Genomic DNA, 19,509 nt, shown 5'->3' with positions numbered 1-19,509 from the left:
CGGCGACGCTCGCGGCCGAGGTAGCTTTATGCAGCCGGGAGCGCACGGGACGTCAGGACGATGACAGACGACGTCGAACTCCGGCGGACGCAGCTGGCGACGCCCGCCCCCGACCGCCAGTACGTAGAGAGCGCCGCGAACTCGGCCGCCGACGAGGTGTTTCTCGACCTGGAGGACGCCGTCGCACCGACCGAGAGGGCCGACGCCCGCGAGTCGCTTATCGCGGCCGCGCGCGACCTCGACTGGGACGACACGATTCTCTCCTATCGCATCAACGGGATCGACACCCGGTGGTGGTACGACGACGTCATCGACGTCGTCTCCGCGGCCGGCGAGTACATCGACGACGTCGTCGTTCCGAAGGTGACCTGCGCGAGCGACGTCCACACCGTCGAGGACCTCCTCGAACAGGTGGAGGTCAACGTCGGTCTCGACGTCGGTGCCATCGGCCTCGAACCCCAGGTCGAGGACGGCGAAGGGATGCACAACGTCCACGAGATCGCACACGCCTCGGACCGCCTCAGCGCCCTCCTCTTTGGCCCCGGCGACTACTCGGCCGCGATGGGGACGCCCGGACTCGACATCGGCCAGTTCCCCGACTATCCGGGCCACTACTGGCACCACGCGCTCGCTCAGTGCAACACCGCCGCCAAGAGCGCCGACCTGCCTCTCATCGACGGTCCGTACGGGGACGTCGACGACCTCGACGGCTTCCGCGAGTCGGCCGAACGCGCCCACATGCTCGGCTGTGACGGCAAAGGCGTCGTCCACCCGAACCAGATCGCGGTGGGGAACGAGGTGTTCTCCCCGATCCCGAGGTGGTCGAACGCGCGAAGCGGCTCGTCGACGCCTACGCCGAGGCGAGAGCGGACGGCAAGGGCGCGGTGAAAGTCGACGGACAGCTCGTCGACGAGGCCACGGACCGGATGGCGCGCGACGTCGTCGCCAAGGCGCGGGCGGCGGGGATCCTCTAAGCGGTGGAGCGATCTCGCGGGGTCCGTCCGACTACTCCAGCGGCTGGACGAGTTCGACCACGTGGCCGTCCGGGTCGCGGACGAACGCCGTTCGCGCGCCCGCAGCGGGCTGGTCGGCGGGCTTGCTCTCGACGCCGTAGTGGTCGATCTCCTCGAACACCGCGTCGACGTCGTCGACGCCGATGGCGAGGTGGTCCCACGCGGTCCCCTCCTCGAACTCCGTCTCCCCTTCCGTCTCCGACAACTGGAGTTCGACCCCGTTCTCGTCGGCGACGTAGCGGTTGACGGTCTCTCCGTCCGGCGTCTCGAACGACCACGACTCCTCGAAGCCGAACTGTTCGTAGAAGGCGATCGACTCGTCGGCGTCCGCGACGTTCAGACAGACGTGGATGAGTTCCATTGCACACCCGTCTCGCTCCGACGAGTGCATAAAGGCGCGGGTTCTCCCGCTCCGTTAATTCGGATCCGAAACGGTCGGGAAAAACCGCGTATTCCTCACGATCGTTCGACGGGATTCGGACAGGAGAGGCAGTATCTTACCGAAAAATGGGCGTATTTCTCCGACGACGGGCTGATAGTTCGTAGCACTTAACACCGCAAGGTACGTCCACCACTCACATGGCCGTCGAGGATCAGTTCTACGATCCGCAAGACTTGGAAACCTCCGTCGACGCTCTGGGACACGACCACCCGGACGTCGAAGAGTACCGTGACCTTGCTGCGGACCTACGAGAGAGCGTCGTTGGCGACGTCGCCTTCGACGAGTACGCACAGGTATTGTACGCGACCGACGGGAGCATCTACAGCGCCCGTCCCGCGGGCGTCGTCTTCCCGACGGACGTCGACGACGTGAAAGCCGCCGTGAACGTCGCCACCGACCACGAGGTTCCGATCCTCCCCGGGGCGCTGGCTCGTCGCTCGGCGGCCAGACGGTGGGTCCGGGCTGTGTCGTCCTGGACTTCACCCGGCACATGGACGACATCCTCGACGTCGACCCCGACGGGAAACGGGCGACGATCCAACCGGGCGTCGTACAGGACCACCTCGACGCCGAACTCGACGACTACGGGCTGAAGTTCGCGCCCGATCCGGCGTCGTCCAACCGGGCGACCGTCGGCGGCGGCATCGGGAACAACTCCACCGGCGCACACTCGGTGCGCTACGGCATCACCGACGCCTACACCGAGGAACTGGAGGTCGTCCTCGCCGACGGTTCCCAGATACGCACCCGCGAAGTCGTCCTCGATAGCGACGAGTGGGACGACATCGTGAGCGAGGACACCCTCGAAGCGGACGTCTACGAGACGGTGCGCGGCCTCGTCGAGGAACACGAGGACGAGATCGAGGAGCGCTACCCCGAACTGAAGCGGAGCGTCTCGGGCTACAACCTCCAGAAAGTCATCTACGAGAACGACCAGGGGAAGAAGTCATCAACCTCTCGAAACTGTTCGTCGGTTCGGAGGGGACGCTCGGCGTCATCGTCGAGGCCGAGGTTTCGCTCGTGACCAAACCCGAGGAGACGGCGCTGGTGCTCTACTGCTTCGAGAACCTCGTCGACGCGATGGAGGCCGTCCCGCAGGCCCTCCAGTTCGACGTGAGCATCGTCGAACTGATGGACGACGAGGTGTTCCGTCTGGCGGCCGACTCCACGGAGTTCGCCCAGTACGCCGAACCCATCCCCGAGGGGACGGCGGCGGCGCTGATGCTGGAGTACGACTCCGAACTCGTCGACGACTTCGAGGCGGCCATCGCCGAGACGAACGACTACTTCGTCGAGAACGGCGAGGCCTTCGACGCGCTGGAGGCCTACTCCGAGAAGGACCAGAAGGACATGTGGAAGCTCCGCAAGGCGGCGATTCCGCTCCTGATGGGGCTGCAGGGCGACCCCAAGCCCTACCCGTTCATCGAGGACGCAACGGTGCCGCCCGAGGAGCTGGCGGAGTACGTCATGGAGTTCGAGGAAGTCCTCGAAAACCACGGCACGTCGGCCGCGTACTTCGCTCACGCCGGTAGCGGGACGCTCCACATCCGCCCCATCCTCAACCTCAAAGAGGAGGAGGGCATCGAGACGATGCACTCCATCACGGAGGACGTGACCGACCTCGTCCTCAAACACCACGGGTCGTTCTCGGGCGAACACGGCGACGGGATGGCGCGCACGGAGTTCAACCCCAAGATGTACGGGGACGAACTCTGGGAGGCGTTCAAGGAACTGAAGACGGCGTTCGACCCCGAGTGGCTCATGCATCCGGGCAACGTCGTCTACCGCGACGGCCCCGAGGACGTCGGCCCGGACAACGAACGCGGCGTCGGCGCGGACATGCGCGAGAACCTCCGCTACGGCGCGGACTACTCCTCGGTCGAACCGCAGACGGCGCTCGACTTCGAAGACGAGGGCGGCTTCTCCCATCTGGTCGAGCTCTGTAACGGCTGTGGGACCTGCCGACAGACCGAATCCGAAGTCATGTGCCCGACCTACCGCGCCTCGAAAGAGGAGATCCAGGCCACGCGCGGCCGCGGGAACATGCTCCGGGCGGCCATCAGCGGGGAACTCCCCGAAGACGAAATCTACTCCGACCGCTTCCAGGAGGAGGTTCTCGACCTCTGTGTCGGCTGTAAGGGGTGTAAGAGCGACTGTCCGACCGGCGTCGACATGGCGAAACTCAAGACGGAGGTGAAACACCAGTACCACCAGGAGGAGGGCGTTTCCCTCCGCGAACGCATCTTCGCTAACATCGACACGCTCTCGAAACTCGGGAGCGCCCTCGCGCCCGTCGCCAACGTCGGGCCCAAGCTCCCGGGTGCGCGCAAGGTGATGCGGAAAGTCGCCGGCATCGCGCCCGACCGAAAGCTCCCGAAATTCACCAGCGAGTCGCTGGTCGACTGGTTCGACGCGCGCGGTGGCTGTCAGGTCGCACCCTCGAACGCCAACGACCAGGTGCTCCTGTTCCCCGACACCTTCACGAACTACATGTATCCCGAAGCGGGGAAGGCGGCCGTCGAGGTCCTCGAAGCGGCGAACGTCTACGTCCGGATCCCGGAGAACCTCGCTCCGAGTGGTCGGGCGGCGTTCTCCAGCGGGATGCTCGACGTCACGCGCGAACGCGCCGAGGCGAACGTCCGCGAACTGCGGCCCCTCGTCGACGAGGGCTGGTCCGTGGTGTTCGTCGAGCCGTCCGACGCCGTGATGTTCCAGGACGAGTATCTCGACTTGCTCTCGGGCGACGCCGTCGAAGCCGTCGCCGGGAACGCCTACGGCGTCCTGGAGTACTTCGACACCTTCGGCGTGGACGACCAGCTCGACTTCGACAATCCCCACGAGACGCTGACGTACCACGGCCACTGCAACCAGAAGGCGACGAACAAGGACCACCACGCCGTCGGCGTCCTCAAACGCGCCGGTTACGACGTCGACGCCCTCGATTCGAGCTGCTGTGGGATGGCCGGGTCGTTCGGCTACCACGACGAACATTACGAACTCTCGAAGGCCATCGGCCGCATCGTTTACCGGCAGGCCGAACAGAGTCCGGGCGACGTCGTCACCGCGCCCGGCGGTTCCTGCCGGTCTCAGTTCGGCGACCGCGAGGGCCACGACAACCCGCCCCACCCGATAGAGAAACTCCGCGAAGCGCTGGCGTAAGCACCTACACTTTTTAGCCGTCCGGTCTCTCCTGACACATGAGCGATTTCGCCATCGCCGTCGACGACGTGGAACTGCCGGCGACGTGGACCGACGACAGCCCCGAGACGCGACGCGCCGTCGCGGACGCGTTACCGGTCGAAGGCGACGCCGCTCGCTGAGGCGACGAACTCTACTTCGGCGTCCCGGTCGACGTCCCGGCCGAGAACGCCCGCGAGGAAGTCCCGGTCGGGGGCGTCGCCTACTGGCCCCGGGGGAACGCGCTCTGTCTATTCTGGGGGTCGACACCCGCGAGTCGGGGCGACGAACCGCGGGCGGCCTCGCCGGTGAACGTCGTCGCCCAAATCGACGATGTGGGGCCGCTCGCGTCCGTCTCGGGCGGAGCGACGGTGCGCGTCGAGCGGCGATAACCCCCGACGATCGGCGTGTGTTTTCGAGACTGTGAGCGACGGCGCAGTGTTTGCGGCGAAATCAACCGACACGTCGTCGCCTCTATATTGTTAAATTCCTACAATTCCGATGAATATATATGACATCGTACTACACGGTAACACGCACCACGCGGTGTGATACAATAGCACAGAAAGACGGCAACGCGGGCGGTATCACGCAGGAGGGGACACAATGTCAGACAAAAACGAGACACGCCCCGTCGAGACGGATGGGGGAGTGACGAAAGACGACGTCCACGCGACGAAAGAGGTAGGGGAACAGTATCGGGAATCAGTGTATCGGGAGGTCGACTACGAATCTCTCGAAGTAGCTCCCGAAACGAGCGAATACCCGAAGACCGACGGCAAGGAGGGGTTCCGAAAACAGGACATGCCGAAGGTTCCGAAGGTGTCCCACATCGTCGGACCGAGCGCGATTATGCTCGGTGCGTCGCTGGGGAGTGGGGAGACGATGTTCTGGCCGACGCTCATCGCCCAGAACGGCTGGGGGCTGTACTGGGCCTTCTGGATCGGCGTCATCACGCAGTTTTTCATCAACACCGAACTCCAGCGGTGGACCATCGCGACGGGGAGAGCATCTTCCGCGCGCTCGACCGCGTCCACGGCGTCTGGCCGTGGTTCTTCCTGGTCGCCGGCTTCTTCCACGTCGGCTGGCCGGGGTGGGCCGCCGGGGCCTCTGAGGTGTTGGCGGCGTGGACCGGCATCGTCCCGCGGGCCGAGTGGTGGATCATCGGCGTCGCGTCGATGGTCTTCATCTGGCTCACCTACCAGGCGGGACCGATCCTGTACAACGTCGTCGAGAAGTTCCAGGTGGCGTTGATGCTGACCGCCGTCCTGGCAGCCGTCGTGCTCGTGTTCTTCGTCGGCTCCATCGGCCAGCTAGTGAACGTCCCCGCGGGCGCGGTGAACTTCGGCGCGCTTCCGGCGGATATGAACATCGCCGTCTTCCTCGGCGGACTCGCTTACGCCGGTGCGGGGGATACATCAACCTCGCACAGGGCGTGTGGGCGCGTGAGAAGGGCTACGGCATGGGTTCCTACCAAGGCCGGGTGAAGAACCCGCTCCGCGGTGTCGAACCCGAAGAGGTCCACGGCGGCTTCACCTTCGAACCGACCGAGAAGAACCTCAAGCGCTGGAAGGCGTGGTGGAAGGTCACCCAGCAGGAACACTTCCTGTCGTTCGTGCTCGGCCTGCTCATCGTCGCGACCATCGCGATGACCATCTCGGCCGAGTTCGCCAGCGGGACCGACGTCGGTGCCATCGACATGTGGCTCTCCGTCGTCATCCCCGAACTCGGTGGCGTCGCGGCACTGTTGCTGTACGCGGTGTTGTTCATCGCCCTGTTCAGCACGCAGTACGCCATCTTCGAGGCGTTCGTCCGCAACAGCGTCGACATCCTCTACGAGGGCTACGGCCGGAAAGCCGGCTGGAGTCTCCCGCGGACGTTCCTCGGCCTGATGACGCTGTTCACGCTCTGGGGCATCGCCATCATCGGCGCGCAGTTCCAGCAGCCGTGGATTCTGCTGGTCATCGGTGCGGCCATCGCGGGCGTGATGATGTGGCCGTACAACGCCCTCACCGTCATCCTCAACACGACGCGTCTCCCCGAACACACCCAGCCAGGGTGGGCCCGCGTCGCCGCGATGTGGTGGGCGACGGGCTTCTTCGGCTACTTCAGCGTGCTGCTCATCGGTGACACGCTGGTCAGCCGCCTCGGCCTCGACGCCTTCGCCACGACGGTGAACGTCGTCGACAGCGCCGGCGGCGGCTACCTCCTGTGGGTCCTGTTCCTCGTGGTACAGGTCTACACGATGTATCGCTCCGGTCGGGCGAAACTCGACGCGTCGGGAACCGTGGCCAACTCCGACGAGGCCCACGGCTTCCTCGCCTGAATCGCGATACACCCGACCGTTTATTTATCGCGACGTCACAAGCTACGCTATGGCTTCCCACACCAGAGAGACCGGTCTGTCGCATATCTTCCGGTTTCTCGTCGCCTACCGAATAGTCATCTATCTCGGCGGCCTCGTCGCCATCGGCGTCCCGCTCTTTCTCGCGCGGGCGTTCGACTATCACGTCTCGGCCGGCGCACGGACGGCTATCGTCCTCGTGAGCCTCGCTGTGATGATCGTGACCTACGTGGGCGAACGACGGGTCGGCGACGACCACATCGACGACCGAACCGGGAAATCGGTCGAGTCGTACTCGCTCCGGATGCGCCTGTCCGTCGGACTGGCCGTCCTCGGCATCGCGGTCGGCGTCTACGTCGCCGTCGAAATGCACCTCGTCGCCGGACTGCTGTTCGTGCTCGGCGCGTACCTGTTCGGCTACCTCGGCTACCGCAGCGAGGGCACCGATGGCGACTGAGACCGACGTCGATCCGGCGCAGTTCGAGGACCTGCCGAACACGGACATCGAAGTCGACCTCCACGTCCACTTCGGCATGGCCGGGTCGTTCCCGCTCCGCCTCGCGGATCTCTTTTCGCGAGCGACGGCCTCCACGTCGTGGAGTACAGCTACATCACTCCCATGTTCGGCCTCGGGATGAAGAAACACCACCGCGAAGCCGACGCGATGCAGGACGTCTACGACGTCCACGGCCTCGACGAAGTGCTGTTGCAGGGTGACTCCGTCGTCTGGCTCAGCTACTCGAACGTCGATCGGGTTCTCGTCCACCGGGGCGGTTGGGCCGGCCGGCCGAAACTCACCGTCTACGCCGCCGACGGGACGTCGTACGCCTTCCGCCTCCACGGCGTCGACGTCGTGGATGAACTGGTCGCCGACCTCGAAGCCGTCGGCGAGGATCACGGATTCGACGTCGAGGCGAAGTCGGGCGTCGGCTTCGCTCCGATGGAGAACCTCCGGCGCCTTTTCGGCTAGTCGCGACGGGCGCTCTCGCGGCCGTTCGGCCCGCCCGTCGTCGACAGCCAGAGGTGGGCCGCGGCCGCCAGACAGACGCCGACGACGTACAGCGCCGTCAGCGAGAGCGACCGGAGCGTCCGGCCGGTTGCGCCCGATTCCTCGCGACGGCGAGCGACGGCCCCACACCGTTCGACGAGCCACCGGACGAGCCGAGTCGACCGGGCGTCGGGATGGCGCGCCAGCGTGGCCGCGATGGGCGGACTCACGGCGTCGTACACCCACAGGAGCGCTCGCCCCGGTCGCGACGCGGTCATCACGCCGTCGCGAAAGCCACGGAGGGCGTCGAGCGTCGGTCCGTCGCCCGCCGTCGCAGTCGTAATGAAACAAGCCGCGTGGTGCTGTGTCACCTCCACGCGTTCGAGATTCGCCTTCCGGTAGCGCGTCGTCTCGGCCGCCGGAAACTCCGCCTCCGGGGAAACGGCGAACCCCTCCTCGGAGTGGCGGAGGTAGACGTCGCCGTGGGTGACCTCCGTACCCGCTTCCGTGACGACGGTGACGTGTTTCTCCCGGCCGTCGCCGACTTCCACCGGACCGTCGTCTTCGTCGACGGCGTCGGCCGGGCTTTCGTCTTCGTCGACGGCGTCGGCGTCACCGGGAGGTTCGCTCGCTGTGTCTGCTCCCGTCTCCGCGTCGGCCGGGCCCTCGGTCGTCGACTCGTCGACCGATCGGGAGTCGGCGCTCGCGTCCCCGTCCGGGTTGCTCCCCTCCTCGCTCATACGGTGTCACTGACGGCCCGAACCAAAAGCGTTCGGCGCGAATCGGTCGATTCGGCGACCGATCTGAGGATTTTTGTTGGAAGAAGTACAATTCGACCCGTGACTGACTACCTCTCGGCGCTCCTCGGAGCCCTGCTCGTCAGGGCGATTCTCGTGGGTGCCGTCCTCGTCGCGATGAGGTTCCTCTGGGCGGGCCAGTACGCGCTCACCGCCGCGCTCGTCCTGCCGTTGCTCGTCTTCCTGTATCTGGTCGGGACCGACGCGGCGCTGCTCGAATGAGCCTGCAGTGGCCGCTCAGAGGTAGCCGTTCTCCGCGAGGAGTTCGCCGTTGAGGACGCTCGCGCCCGCGGCACCGCGGACGGTGTTGTGCGCGAGGCAGTTGTACTTCACGCCGCGGGGCGTCTCCTGGACCCCGCCGACGGAGATCTGCATGCCGTCGCCGCGCATCCGGTCGAGACGCGGCTGGGGTCGCGAGGGATCGTCGAAGACGTGCATGAGCTGGTTCGGTGCGCTCGGCAGGTCGACGCCGGGGTATTCGCGCATCGCCTCGGCGACGTCGCCGGGCGAAGGGTCCTCGCTCAGGTCCGCGAAGACGTTCTCGAGGTGGCCGTCGAGCGACGCGACGCGGTTACACGAAGCGGAGACGTCGACGTCGTGCCAGTCGACTTCCGCGCCGTCGAAGGTGCCCAGGAGCTTCTGGGATTCGGTCTCCATCTTGTCCTCCTCGCCGCCGATGTGGGGGAGGACGTTGTCGATGATCTCCATCGAGGTGACGCCGGAGTAGCCCGCGCCGGAGACGGCCTGGAGCGTCGCCACGTCGACGCGTTCGAGGCCGAAGCGGTCGAGGGCGGCCAGCGTCGGGACCATGGTGATCGTCGAGCAGTTCGGGTTCTTGACGAGCGCGCCGTCCCAGCCGCGTTCGTCGCGCTGGACCTCGATGAGGTCGAGGTGGTCGGGGTTGATCTCGGGGATCGTCAGCGGCACGTCCTCGGCGAGGCGGTCGTTCGAGGAGTTCGAGGAGACGACGTACCCCGCTTCGAGAAACGCCGGTTCGACGTCGGCGGCGACGCTCGACGGCAGCGACGAGAACAGCAGATCCACGTCTGCGGGCACGTCCGCGGGGTCGGTCTTTCGGACCGTCATCTCGGCGACGTCCGCCGGGATCGGGGTGTCGACGCGCCACTTGGCCGCCTTTCGGTACGACTTGCCCGCGCTCTCGTCGCTCGCGGTGAGCGCCGCGAGTTCGAACGTGGGGTGGTCGTCGAGCAGTTGGATGAATCGTTGGCCGACTGCGCCGGTTGCGCCAAGGATTCCGACTCGTACTGACATTGTTTGACGTAGGGTGACACTCACATAAGGCCGTTTGGATTCGGTCCGCCCACGAGGCGACGGAATCCGCTATTCGTGCAGTACATCGGGCGTATGTCACGATTACTGTGACGAGCGTCCGATCGATTCCCGTATCGGTGTACGTTCCACCATCCGTTTCGACTCCCGGCGCTGGAACCGACGCGGCACGGGACGACGTCGGTTCGGGCGGCGACGTCGACGCGGGCGGCGTCAGCGGCCCGCGGATTCGCCGGCCCGACCGTCGGGAATCCGGAGGCGGGAGGACCCAACCGATAAAGTGAGGGGGTGGTACGAGTAGGCCGAGGCATGTTCAGCAAGGTTCTCGTCGCGAATCGGGGGAAATCGCAGTGCGCGTCATGCGCGCCTGCGAGGAACTCGGAGTCCGAACGGTCGCCGTCTACAGCGAGGCGGACAAACACGCCGGCCACGTCCGCTACGCCGACGAAGCCTACAACGTCGGCCCGGCGCGGGCCGCCGACTCGTATCTCGACCAGGAGGCGATCCTCGACGCCGCCCGGAAGGCCGGTGCGGACGCCATCCACCCCGGCTACGGCTTCCTCGCGGAGAACGCTTCGTTCGCCGAGAAAGTCGAGGCGAGCGACGTGACGTGGATCGGGCCCCCGTCCGACGCGATGGAACGGCTCGGAGAGAAGACGAAAGCCCGGAAGGTGATGCAGGCGGCGGACGTCCCCGTCGTGCCGGGGACGACAGACCCCATCGAGACGCCCGACGAAGTCGCGGCGTTCGGCGAGGAGTACGGCTACCCCATCGCCATCAAAGCCGAGGGCGGCGGCGGCGGGCGCGGCCTGAAAGTGGTCGAGACCCCCGACGAAATCGAGGACCAACTCGAGACGGCCAAACGCGAGGGCGAGGCCTACTTCGACAACCCAACGGTCTATCTGGAGAAGTATCTCGAAGCCCCTCGTCACATCGAGGTGCAGATCGTCGCCGACCAGCACGGCAACGTGCGCCACCTGGGCGAACGCGACTGCTCGCTCCAGCGCCGCCACCAGAAGATCATCGAGGAGGGGCCGAGTCCGGCGCTGAGCGAGGAACTCCGCGAACGCATCGGCAACGCCGCCCGCCGGGGCATCAGCGAGACGGAGTACACCAACGCCGGCACCGTCGAGTTTCTCGTCGAAGACACCGTTGCGTCGGAGACGCAACGAGCAGACGGCGAAGCCGTCGACGGGGAGTTCTACTTCCTCGAGGTCAACACTCGAATCCAGGTCGAACACCCCGTCACCGAACAGATCACCGGGATCGACATCGTCAAAGAGCAGCTGCGCATCGCCGCCGGCGAGAGAATCGGCTTCGACCAGAGCGACGTCGACGTCGAGGGCCACGCGATGGAGTTCCGCATCAACGCCGAGAACGCCGCCCAGGAGTTCGCCCCGGCGACGGGCAAACTCGAGACGTACGACCCGCCGGGGGGATCGGCGTCCGCATGGACGACGCGGTGCGACAGGGCGACGACGTCGGCGGCGACTACGACTCGATGATCGCCAAACTCATCGTCTCCGCCTCGGACCGCGAGGAGTGTCTCGCCCGGTCCGAACGCGCCCTCAAGGAGTTCGACGTCGAGGGCTTTCACACGGTCATCCCGTTCCACCGGCTCATGGTGACCGACGAGACGTTCGTCGCGGGCGAACACACGACGAACTACCTCGACGAGGAACTCGACCCCGAACGCATCGACCGGGCCGTCGAGCAGTGGGGGTCGACCGAAGCGGCCGAGGCGGCAGAAGAGGAGGTCACCGAACGCGAGTTCACCGTCGAGGTGAACGGCAAGCGATTCGAGGTGAACCTCGAGGAGCGCGGCGCGCCCGCGATTCCGACGGGCGGCGGTGGCGGCGAGACGACCGAGCGCCCGCCACAGGCCACCGAGGAGACGAGCGGCGAGGAACAGGTCGCCGCCAGCGGCGAGCAGATCACCGCCGAGATGCAGGGGACGATCCTCTCGGTCGAAGTCGACGAGGGCGACGAGGTGGCGGCCGGCGACGTGGTCTGTGTCCTCGAAGCCATGAAGATGGAAAATGACGTGGTGACCGAACGCGGCGGCACCGTCGCCCAGATTCTCGTCGGCGAGGGCGAGAGCGTCGACATGGGCGACCCGCTCGTCGTCCTCGAATAGGCAGAATCTTCCCGCCCGACGCCGACGCTCGGTCATGAACGACACGCGCCGGGCCGTCCTCGACGCGCTCGCCGAGGGTCCCGTCTCCGGGCCCGAACTCGCCGACCGACTCGGCGTGTCGCGCGCGGCGGTCTGGAAACACGTCGACGCCCTCCGCGACGCCGGATTCGACGTCGAGAGCACCGACGCGGGCTACGTCGTCGCCGAGGTTCCCGACTACGGCGCGGCCGCCGTCGAGTTCGGTCTCGACGCCCCCTACCGGGTCGAACACCACGACAGCGTCGCGAGTACGAACGACCGGGCGCGGGACCTCGCCGCCGACGGTGCGTCCGACGTCGTCGTCGTCGCCGACGAACAGACGGGGGTCGGGGGCGACTGAAGCGGGCGTGGTCGTCTCCGTCCGGCGGCGTCTGGGCGAGTCTCGTCCTGCGACCGGACCGCCCGCCGGCGCACGTCCCCGTCTTCACGCTCGCGGCGGCGGTGGCGGTGGCCCGCGCCTGCCGCGAGGCCGGCGCACCCGCGGTCATCAAGTGGCCGAACGACGTCCTCGTCGACGGGAGCGAGCGGAAACTCGCCGGGGTGCTGACGGAGATGGAAGGCGAGGCCGACCGGGTGTCGTGGCTCGTCGTCGGCGCGGGTGTGAACGCCAACGTCGACGCCGACGCCCTACCGCCGGGAGCCACGAGCGTCCGCGAAGAGGCCGGCGACGTCGACAGACGCCGATTCCTCCAGCGAACGCTCGAAACGTTCCACGAGCTGTGGGAGGACCCCGATCGGATCTTACCGGCGTGGCGGGAGCTGTCGGTGACGCTCGACCGGCGAGTGCGCGTCGAGACGGCGACGGAGGTACTCGAAGGCGAGGCCGTCGACGTGACGTTTCCCGGAGCGCTGGTCGTGCGGACGGCGGACGGTCGACGGACGATCCACGCCGGTGAGTGTGAACACTTGCGGCCGGCGTGACGGCGGCCCGCATGAACACCTGCGGCCGGCACGACGGCGGCCCGCATGAGAAAGCAGACGGCGTGGGTCAGACGCGGCGCGGTGACACGTCATCCGTCTCCTCCCGGACGTTCACGGTCAGGACGGGGACGCTCGAACTCCGGACGACGGCCTCGGCGACGCTCCCGAGGAGCAATCGGTCGATACCGCCCCGTCCGTGCGTTCCCATCACGACGGCGTCGCAGTCCTCGCGTTCGGCGTACTCGACGATTTCGCGGCTCGGTTTTCCCTCCGCGACGGCCGTCGCCACGTCGATACCGGACGTGGTCGCGAGTTCGCGCACTCGCTCGACCGCTTCCTCGGCGTCCTCCCGGAGGAACCGGTCGACGCTCTCCCACGACGCCTCCATCGGTAACCCCGTGAACGTCTTCGTACTGACGACGTACAGCGCGTGGATCGACGCGTCGTTGGTCGACGCGAGTTCGATCGCGTGGTCGACGGCGCGTTCTACCTCCGTCGACCCGTCCGTCGGGACCAGAATCCGGTCGTACATCTACGCGTGTGGAACGGTACCACACCACTATAACTCTTCGTCCGACTACCGGATCACGCGTTCGACGTCGGCGACGCCGGCGCGGCGGACGACCGCGCGGGCGGGGTCGCGCGCGCCACAGAGATTGTCGGAGTCGGCGTCGAGCACGAGGAGTTTGGCGTCGCGGCCGGATTCGACGAGGCCGCAGTTCAGGCCCGCGAGGTCCGCGCCGTTGACCGTCGCCATCCGGAGCACTTCGGGAGCCGACAGGTCGGCGAGTTTGGCGGCGAACTCCATCTCGCGGAACATCGACGGGCTGTTGAGCATCACGTTGTCGGTGCCGAGGGCGACGGTCGTGCGGTCCAGCAGTTCGCGGAGGGGCGGCACGCCGACGCGGGTGACGAGGTTCGACCGGGGACAGACGACGACGGGGACGTCCTCGTCCTCGATCCGGTCGAGGTGGCGCGGTTCGGGGTGGACGACGTGGACGAGGAAGTCCGGGGCCAGGTCGAGCGCCGGATCCAGGTCGAGGAGTCGCGTTCGCCGGCGTGGATGCCGAACAGTTTGCCGGCCTCGCGGGTGGTCTCGCGCAGGTCGCCGAACTCGGCGTCGCGCGCGCCGCTCGCGCCGAAGCCGTCGGCCACGTGCATCGCGTCCGCGCTCTCGCGCCCGAGGACGACGGCCTCCAGGTCGAAGCCGTCGAGCGCCGTCCGGAGGGTCTCGACGCCGGCGACGCCGCCCTCGCGGAACTCGATGCAGGCGGCAGTCCCCGACCGTTCCATGAATCGGATCGTCCGGCGGATGGCGGCGACTTTCTCCTCGGCCGACGCCTCCCGGAGGAGGCGGTGTTTGAGGCCGTCCGGCGGCGCGACGAGTTCGTCGAGCGAGAGGCCTCTGCCCGCCTCCTTGGCGATGGAGTCGGCGAGGTGGGTGTGGGCGTTGACGAACGCCGGCAAGACGATGGCGTCGGCGTCCGTGCTCGTCTCCTCGACCGCGACGATCTCGCCGTCCTCGACGACGACGCGCCCGTCTATCGGCTCGAACTCGCGTCCTCGGAGAATCGTGCCCTCGACGTGCATCACCGGACCCACGGCGGAGACGCCCTTGAACTAATCGAACTGGGGCGTGTCTCGGACTCCCCGACCTCGGCGATGGCTAATGCGCCTCGGACTCCCCGACCTCGGCGATGACCGAAGCGCCTCGGACTACCTGAACTCGGCGATGACCGAAGCGCCTCGGACTACCTGAACTCGTCGAGGGTGGCGTGGCGGCCGGCGCGGACCTCGCGGACGAGCGACCCGTCCATGTCGAGGCCGAGGGCGCGGGCGGCGGCCCGCCCGACTCGGTCGGTGGCGGACTCTGGCGCGTAGACGCCGAGCCGCCACTGATTTCGCTGGGCGGTGCGGAGCGCGCTCACGAGCGGCGACTGCCGGTCGAGTCGCCGTATCTCCCCGTTGACGACGACCCGCGAGGTGGACTCGCGCATCGACGGTTCGGGCGGCACGTCGACGACGACGGAGTCGGGGTCCGCGTCCGCGTCGGCCGCGATCTCGGCTTCGAGTTCGTGGATCGTCTCGTGGTCGGCGTCCCTGAGCGACTCCGGGACGTCCGACAGCTCCGCCCAGACCGCTCGCTTGAACAGATCGCGGGTCGAGAGCCGACTTGCCGCGTCCGCCGTCTCCTCGTTCGTTCGCAGCGCGACCAGCAGATCCGCGTCGTCCATCCGGCGGACCGTCTCGGCGTCGTAGTCGCCGCGGAGCAGTCGGCCGGTGGCGCGCCGGAGCATCGCCTTGCTGATGCGGGCGACGTGGTGTTGGTACACCGTGGGGTTCATCAGCGCCCGCGCGAGGAGCAGGCTCTCGGCCGTCTGGACGTTTCCCTCCGCGAGAACGAGCTTTCCGTCAACGAACGTCAGCTCGCGGACGAGCCGGCCGTGGTCGATGGTGCCGTAGGGGACGCCCGTGTGGTGGGCGTCGCGCACGAGGTAATCCATCCGGTCGACGTCGAGTTCGCCCGAGACGAGCTGGCCGTACTGGCCCTCGCCGGCGACCAGGCCCGCCACCGTCTCCGGGTCGAGACCGTGGTCGCGAAGCGCCTCACCCACCTCCCCCGACGCGAGGAGCTCGTCCACGTCGTCGTGGTACTTTCCGGTGTGTCGCTGGACGAGCGATTCGACGTTGTGACTGAACGGGCAGTGGCCCACGTCGTGCAGCAGGGCGGCGGCGCGGACGCGCTCGGCGGTGCGCCCCTCGACGCCGAGGTGAGACAGCGCTCGCGACGCGAGGTGGTAGACCCCGAGGCTGTGTTCGAAGCGCGTGTGGTTCGCCGACGGGTAGACGAACTGGACCGTCCCCAGTTGCCGGACGCGCCTGAGGCGTTGCATCGCCGGCGTGTCCAGCAACGCCTCCGCAACGCCCTCCACCTCGATGTGGTCGTGGACGCTGTCCTTGATGGTGAGCATCACGGGAACGTTCGCCGTCGTCGCCTAATAAATCTCCCACGCGGAACCCGCCGCGTTCGACGTCGGTGTGGCGTCTCGAACGCCGACGGTCGCCACGCCAGGCACCACCGGACTTCGACGGACCGCGTCGAACCGACGATCACGCCCCTATCGGCCGCGGTCGGAACAGACAAGCCCGGGCGTGGGCAACGTCGTCTATGGTCACGTTCCTCGCCGGGGGCACCGGTACGCCGAAGCTACTGGACGGGGCCAGCGAGGTGTTCGACCCCGCCGAGACGAGCGTCGTCTGCAACACCGGCGACGACGTCGAACTCGGCGGACTCCTCGTCTGTCCCGACGTCGACACCGTCCTCTTTCACGGCGGCGGCGTCCTCGACACCGACACGTGGTGGGGCATCGCGGACGACACCGCCGAGACGCACGCCGAACTCCACCGCCTCGCGGAGGCGGCCGGACTCGAATCCGGGCCGCGTTACCTCCCGGCCGACCGTCAAACCGCCGGCCGCGACATCGCCCGCTGGCGGCGGTTCTCCGGAGTCGCCGAGTTCATGGAGATCGGCGACCGCGACCGCGCGGTCCACGTCACGCGGACCAGCCTCCTCGACGAGGGCCGGACCCTGACGGAGGTGACGCGGACGCTCGCCGACGCCTTCGGTCTCGACGTCGACCTCCTGCCGATGAGCGACGACCCCGTGGCGACCGTCGTCCACACCGACGAGGGACCGATGCATTTCCAGGCGTTCTGGGTCGCCCGCCGCGCCGGCCCCGCCGTCGAGGACGTGGAGTTCCGCGGCGCGGAGACGGCCGACCCGACGCCCGAGACGCTGGCCGCCCTCGACGATCGGGTCGTCGTCGGTCCGTCGAACCCGGTGACGAGCATCGGGCCGATGCTCGCGCTGGACGGCGTCGAGGCGGCGCTCGAATCCACGCCCGTCGTCGCCGTCTCGCCGTTCGTCGAGGACCGCGTCTTCTCCGGGCCGGCGGCCGAACTGATGGCCGGCGTCGGTCGGGACCCCAGCACCGCCGGCGTCGCTGAGGCCTACCCCTTCGCCGACGCGTTCGTCCTCGACACCGACGACGGCACCGACCTCGACCGACCCGTCGTCCGCACCGACACCGACATGTCGGACGCCGACGACGCCGCGCGCGTGGCCCGCGCCGTCGCCGACGCGTTCGCGGAGGTGGCGTGATGCGTCTCGTCCTCGCCAGTCTGAGCGGGCAGTCGGACGCCGACTGGGCGCGAGCGGGCGCAGCGTACGCCGACGCGGCCGTCCTCGGCGGCATCGCGCTGGACGAACGGTCCCGCGCCGCCGCGGCGGCGATGGTCGCCCGCGACAGGGACGAGTTCCTGCCGGCCGATCCGCTGACGTTCGTCGACCGGCAGCTGTCGGCGCTCGGCGACGCGCCGTTGCGACCGGGATTCAACGTCCGCAGCACGACGACCACGCACGTCCGCGCGGCGTCCGAAATCTGCGCCGACCACGACGCCGTCGTCGAGGTGAACGCCCACTGCCGGCAGGACGAACTCTGCGCGGTGGGGTGTGGCGAGACGCTCCTGCGGGACCTCGACCGCCTCGGTTCGTACGTCGCGGCGGCGGCGGAGACGGGCGCGACGGTGAGCGTGAAAGTCCGCGCCGAGGTTCCCGGCGTCGACCTGGTGGAGACGGCCCGACGCATCGAGGCGGCGGGCGCGACGGCGATACACGTCGACGCGATGGACACCGAATCCGTCGTCGCCGACGTCGCCGCGGCGACCGACCTCTATCTCGTCGCCAACAACGGCGTCAGGGACCGCGCGACGGTTCGGGAGTACGCCGACTACGGCGCGGACGCGGTGAGCGTCGGCCGCCCGAGCGACGACCCGCGCGTCCTCGCGCGGGTCCGCGACGCCGTCGACGACCTGTCCCGGGAGGCGTCGCCGTGAGCCCTCGCTCCACCGCGACCGACCCGCGCCCCTCGATGTCGCCCGCGGACCACGCCCAACTCGCCCTCCTGCTCGAGGTGGCGGCGACGCCGAAACCCGGCAACGTCGACCGCGAACGCGACTACCCCAATCTGCGCTTCGAACATTTCCTCGCCGGTGCGGTGGGGTCGGCGGCGGGCCTTCGGATGGCGAACGAACGCGGACCGACCGCCCCGTCCGTCGGCGAGGCGTTCGAACGCGCCGTCGCCGGCATGAGCCAACAGGACGGCGGCAACACGCAGTTCGGCTGTCTCCTCTTGCTCGTCCCGCTCGTCCGCGGGGCGGCCCGCGGCGACCTCTCGCCGGCAGGGGTCACCGAGGTGGTCGAGGATACCACCGTCGAGGACGCCGCCGACTTCTACCGCGCGTTCGAACACGTCGACGTCGCGGTGGACGACCCGCCGGCGGACGCCCCCGACCTCGACGTCCGCCGGGGGAGCGACGCGATTCCGGCGCTCGACGAACGCGGTCTGACGCTCGCCGACGTGATGGCGTTGAGCGCCGACGGCGACGCCAACGCCCGCGAGTGGGTCGGGGGCTTCGAGCGCACCTTCGACGCCGCCGCGGCCGTCGTCGACGACGACGGCCCGATCCTCGACCGCGTCGCCCGGGCGTTCCTGAAACTGCTCGCGGAGGAACCGGACTCGCTGGTGGCCGTCGAACACGGAGGCGAAGTCGCCGAGGAAGTGCGCCGGAAGGCGGAGGCGGCGCGGGGCGACCCCGAGTCGGTCGCCGCGCTCGCCGACGAGTTCGTCGAGCGGGGCGTCAATCCGGGGACGACGGCCGACCTCACCGCCGCGGCCATCTTCGTCGCCCTCGAACGCGGGGTGCCGGTGTGAGCTGGCCCGTCGCCCTCCGCGGCGTCACGGAGTCGGTAGTGACGACGCGCGGCCCAAACGACCGGTGGAACGCGGCCGCGCTCGGGTTGCACGCCGGTGACCCGGTGACGGCGACGACCTGGGGAACCACGCGGACGCGCCGGAACTTCCACCGCGAGGGCGGCGGCGTCGTTCAGTTCACGACCGACCCCCGCGAGTTCGTCGACGCCGCGCTGACGATCCGCGAAGCCGACGACCCCGTGTTACCGAACGCCGACGCGTGGGTCGAAATCGAGGCGGAGTCGGTAGCGACGGGCGAAGACGAGGGAACGGAGTGGGAGCGGTGGGAACTGCGTTCGGTGGAGAGCGAGGTGCGCCACGAGTACGTGCCGACCATCAATCGGGGGTTCTGTGCCGTCGTCGACGCGACCGTCGCGGCGTCGCGACTGGACGTCCCCGCCTACGACACCGACGCCCTCCTCGACAGACTCGCCTACTTCGCCGACGTGGTAGACCGGTGTGGCGGCCCGGCCGAACGCGAGGCGTTCGCTCGCATCGACGCGGCGACGGGGTGGCGCGAGAGACGGAACGAATCGTTTTAGTGAACG

Annotated in this window: 15 protein-coding genes and 7 pseudogenes; 15 read left to right on the top strand and 7 right to left on the bottom strand. The window is 68.1% G+C overall.

Going from position 1 to position 19,509, the window contains the following annotated elements; genetic code table 11:
• The first annotated feature begins 60 nt into the window (after positions 1 to 60).
• Positions 61 to 974, top strand: a pseudogene (locus ACFQJD_RS10220) (HpcH/HpaI aldolase/citrate lyase family protein).
• 31 nt (positions 975 to 1,005) lie between these two features.
• Here the strand turns inward: ACFQJD_RS10220 and ACFQJD_RS10215 are convergent.
• Positions 1,006 to 1,374, bottom strand: a complete 369-nt coding sequence (locus ACFQJD_RS10215; protein ID WP_379798012.1) for a VOC family protein — start codon at positions 1,372 to 1,374, stop codon at positions 1,006 to 1,008.
• A gap of 218 nt (positions 1,375 to 1,592) precedes the next feature.
• Between ACFQJD_RS10215 and ACFQJD_RS10210 the strand changes: the two are divergent.
• The 3 genes and pseudogenes from ACFQJD_RS10210 to ACFQJD_RS10200 all read left to right on the top strand — a co-directional run.
• A pseudogene (locus tag ACFQJD_RS10210) lies at positions 1,593 to 4,614 on the top strand (FAD-binding and (Fe-S)-binding domain-containing protein).
• Between the two features lie 38 nt (positions 4,615 to 4,652).
• Positions 4,653 to 4,775, top strand: coding sequence for a hypothetical protein (locus tag ACFQJD_RS10205; protein WP_379798010.1), 123 nt, complete (start codon positions 4,653 to 4,655; stop codon positions 4,773 to 4,775).
• 12 nt (positions 4,776 to 4,787) lie between these two features.
• Positions 4,788 to 5,024, top strand: a pseudogene (locus ACFQJD_RS10200) (cyclophilin-like family protein); the annotation flags it as partial.
• 333 nt (positions 5,025 to 5,357) lie between these two features.
• Here ACFQJD_RS10200 and ACFQJD_RS10195 read toward each other — a convergent pair.
• Positions 5,358 to 5,627: a hypothetical protein gene (locus ACFQJD_RS10195; RefSeq protein WP_379800601.1), complete on the bottom strand. Its 270-nt coding sequence runs from the start codon at positions 5,625 to 5,627 to the stop codon at positions 5,358 to 5,360.
• Between ACFQJD_RS10195 and ACFQJD_RS10190 the strand changes: the two are divergent.
• The 4 genes and pseudogenes from ACFQJD_RS10190 (at position 5,518) to ACFQJD_RS10175 (ending at position 7,946) form a co-directional block, all read left to right on the top strand.
• Positions 5,518 to 6,958 (top strand): annotated as a pseudogene (locus ACFQJD_RS10190) (Nramp family divalent metal transporter). The gene ACFQJD_RS10195 and the pseudogene ACFQJD_RS10190 sit on opposite strands and share 110 nt — an antisense overlap.
• Positions 6,959 to 7,007: 49 nt before the next feature.
• Entirely contained in the window at positions 7,008 to 7,433 is a 426-nt protein-coding gene (locus tag ACFQJD_RS10185) for a hypothetical protein (RefSeq protein ID WP_379798008.1), read from the top strand.
• Positions 7,423 to 7,614, top strand: coding sequence for a hypothetical protein (locus ACFQJD_RS10180; protein ID WP_379798006.1), 192 nt, complete (start codon positions 7,423 to 7,425; stop codon positions 7,612 to 7,614). Before ACFQJD_RS10185 ends, ACFQJD_RS10180 begins: the two co-directional genes overlap by 11 nt.
• A complete protein-coding gene (locus ACFQJD_RS10175; RefSeq protein WP_379798005.1) occupies positions 7,572 to 7,946 on the top strand; it encodes a hypothetical protein in 375 nt (124 codons plus the stop codon). Before ACFQJD_RS10180 ends, ACFQJD_RS10175 begins: the two co-directional genes overlap by 43 nt.
• On the opposite strand, the gene ACFQJD_RS10170 is transcribed toward ACFQJD_RS10175, so the two are convergent.
• On the bottom strand, positions 7,943 to 8,704 hold the full coding sequence (locus ACFQJD_RS10170) for a CFI-box-CTERM domain-containing protein (RefSeq protein WP_379798003.1): 762 nt from the start codon (positions 8,702 to 8,704) through the stop codon (positions 7,943 to 7,945). The genes ACFQJD_RS10175 and ACFQJD_RS10170 overlap by 4 nt on opposite strands.
• 99 nt (positions 8,705 to 8,803) lie before the next feature.
• On the opposite strand from ACFQJD_RS10170, the gene ACFQJD_RS10165 reads away from it, so the two are divergent.
• The gene (locus ACFQJD_RS10165; RefSeq protein ID WP_379798001.1) at positions 8,804 to 8,983 is read left to right on the top strand and encodes a hypothetical protein; all 180 of its coding nucleotides are present in this window, start codon (positions 8,804 to 8,806) and stop codon (positions 8,981 to 8,983) included.
• Between the two features lie 15 nt (positions 8,984 to 8,998).
• Here the strand turns inward: ACFQJD_RS10165 and asd are convergent, their stop codons facing one another.
• Positions 8,999 to 10,033 carry an aspartate-semialdehyde dehydrogenase gene (gene asd, locus ACFQJD_RS10160; RefSeq protein ID WP_379797999.1) on the bottom strand — a complete coding sequence of 345 codons (1,035 nt, stop codon included), beginning with the start codon at positions 10,031 to 10,033 and terminating at the stop codon, positions 8,999 to 9,001.
• 327 nt (positions 10,034 to 10,360) lie between these two features.
• On the opposite strand from asd, the pseudogene ACFQJD_RS10155 reads away from it, so the two are divergent.
• Both ACFQJD_RS10155 and ACFQJD_RS10150 read left to right on the top strand, forming a co-directional pair.
• Positions 10,361 to 12,188: pseudogene (locus ACFQJD_RS10155) on the top strand (acetyl-CoA carboxylase biotin carboxylase subunit).
• Positions 12,189 to 12,222: 34 nt separating this feature from the next.
• Positions 12,223 to 13,148, top strand: a pseudogene (locus ACFQJD_RS10150) (biotin--[acetyl-CoA-carboxylase] ligase).
• A gap of 67 nt (positions 13,149 to 13,215) precedes the next feature.
• On the opposite strand, the gene ACFQJD_RS10145 reads toward ACFQJD_RS10150, so the two are convergent.
• The 3 genes and pseudogenes from ACFQJD_RS10145 to ACFQJD_RS10135 all read right to left on the bottom strand — a co-directional run bounded on the left by ACFQJD_RS10145 (position 13,216) and on the right by ACFQJD_RS10135 (position 16,120).
• Entirely contained in the window at positions 13,216 to 13,680 is a 465-nt protein-coding gene (locus tag ACFQJD_RS10145; RefSeq protein WP_379797997.1) for a universal stress protein, read from the bottom strand.
• Between the two features lie 45 nt (positions 13,681 to 13,725).
• A pseudogene (locus ACFQJD_RS10140) lies at positions 13,726 to 14,738 on the bottom strand (amidohydrolase family protein).
• A 161-nt stretch (positions 14,739 to 14,899) separates the two neighbouring features.
• Positions 14,900 to 16,120, bottom strand: coding sequence for an HD domain-containing protein (locus tag ACFQJD_RS10135; RefSeq protein WP_379800477.1), 1,221 nt, complete (start codon positions 16,118 to 16,120; stop codon positions 14,900 to 14,902).
• A gap of 197 nt (positions 16,121 to 16,317) precedes the next feature.
• On the opposite strand from ACFQJD_RS10135, the gene cofD reads away from it, so the two are divergent.
• The 4 genes from cofD to ACFQJD_RS10115 are packed head-to-tail and all read left to right on the top strand — an operon-like array spanning position 16,318 to position 19,503.
• Positions 16,318 to 17,310 (top strand): 2-phospho-L-lactate transferase, encoded by a 993-nt coding sequence (gene cofD / locus ACFQJD_RS10130; RefSeq protein ID WP_379797994.1) that lies wholly within the window; start codon positions 16,318 to 16,320, stop codon positions 17,308 to 17,310.
• Entirely contained in the window at positions 17,310 to 18,044 is a 735-nt protein-coding gene (locus tag ACFQJD_RS10125) for a tRNA-dihydrouridine synthase (protein ID WP_379797992.1), read from the top strand. The genes cofD and ACFQJD_RS10125 overlap by 1 nt, the downstream gene beginning before the upstream one ends.
• A 35-nt stretch (positions 18,045 to 18,079) precedes the next feature.
• Positions 18,080 to 18,922 (top strand): triphosphoribosyl-dephospho-CoA synthase, encoded by an 843-nt coding sequence (locus tag ACFQJD_RS10120; protein WP_379800475.1) that lies wholly within the window; start codon positions 18,080 to 18,082, stop codon positions 18,920 to 18,922.
• Positions 18,919 to 19,503: a DUF447 domain-containing protein gene (locus ACFQJD_RS10115; RefSeq protein WP_379797990.1), complete on the top strand. Its 585-nt coding sequence runs from the start codon at positions 18,919 to 18,921 to the stop codon at positions 19,501 to 19,503. Before ACFQJD_RS10120 ends, ACFQJD_RS10115 begins: the two co-directional genes overlap by 4 nt.
• Positions 19,504 to 19,509 lie beyond the last annotated feature (6 nt).

Source organism: Haloplanus sp. GCM10025708, from assembly GCF_042663985.1.
Classification (GTDB): Archaea; Halobacteriota; Halobacteria; order Halobacteriales; family Haloferacaceae; genus Salinirarus; species Salinirarus marinus.
This window is presented reverse-complemented; position numbering and strand designations above follow the sequence as displayed.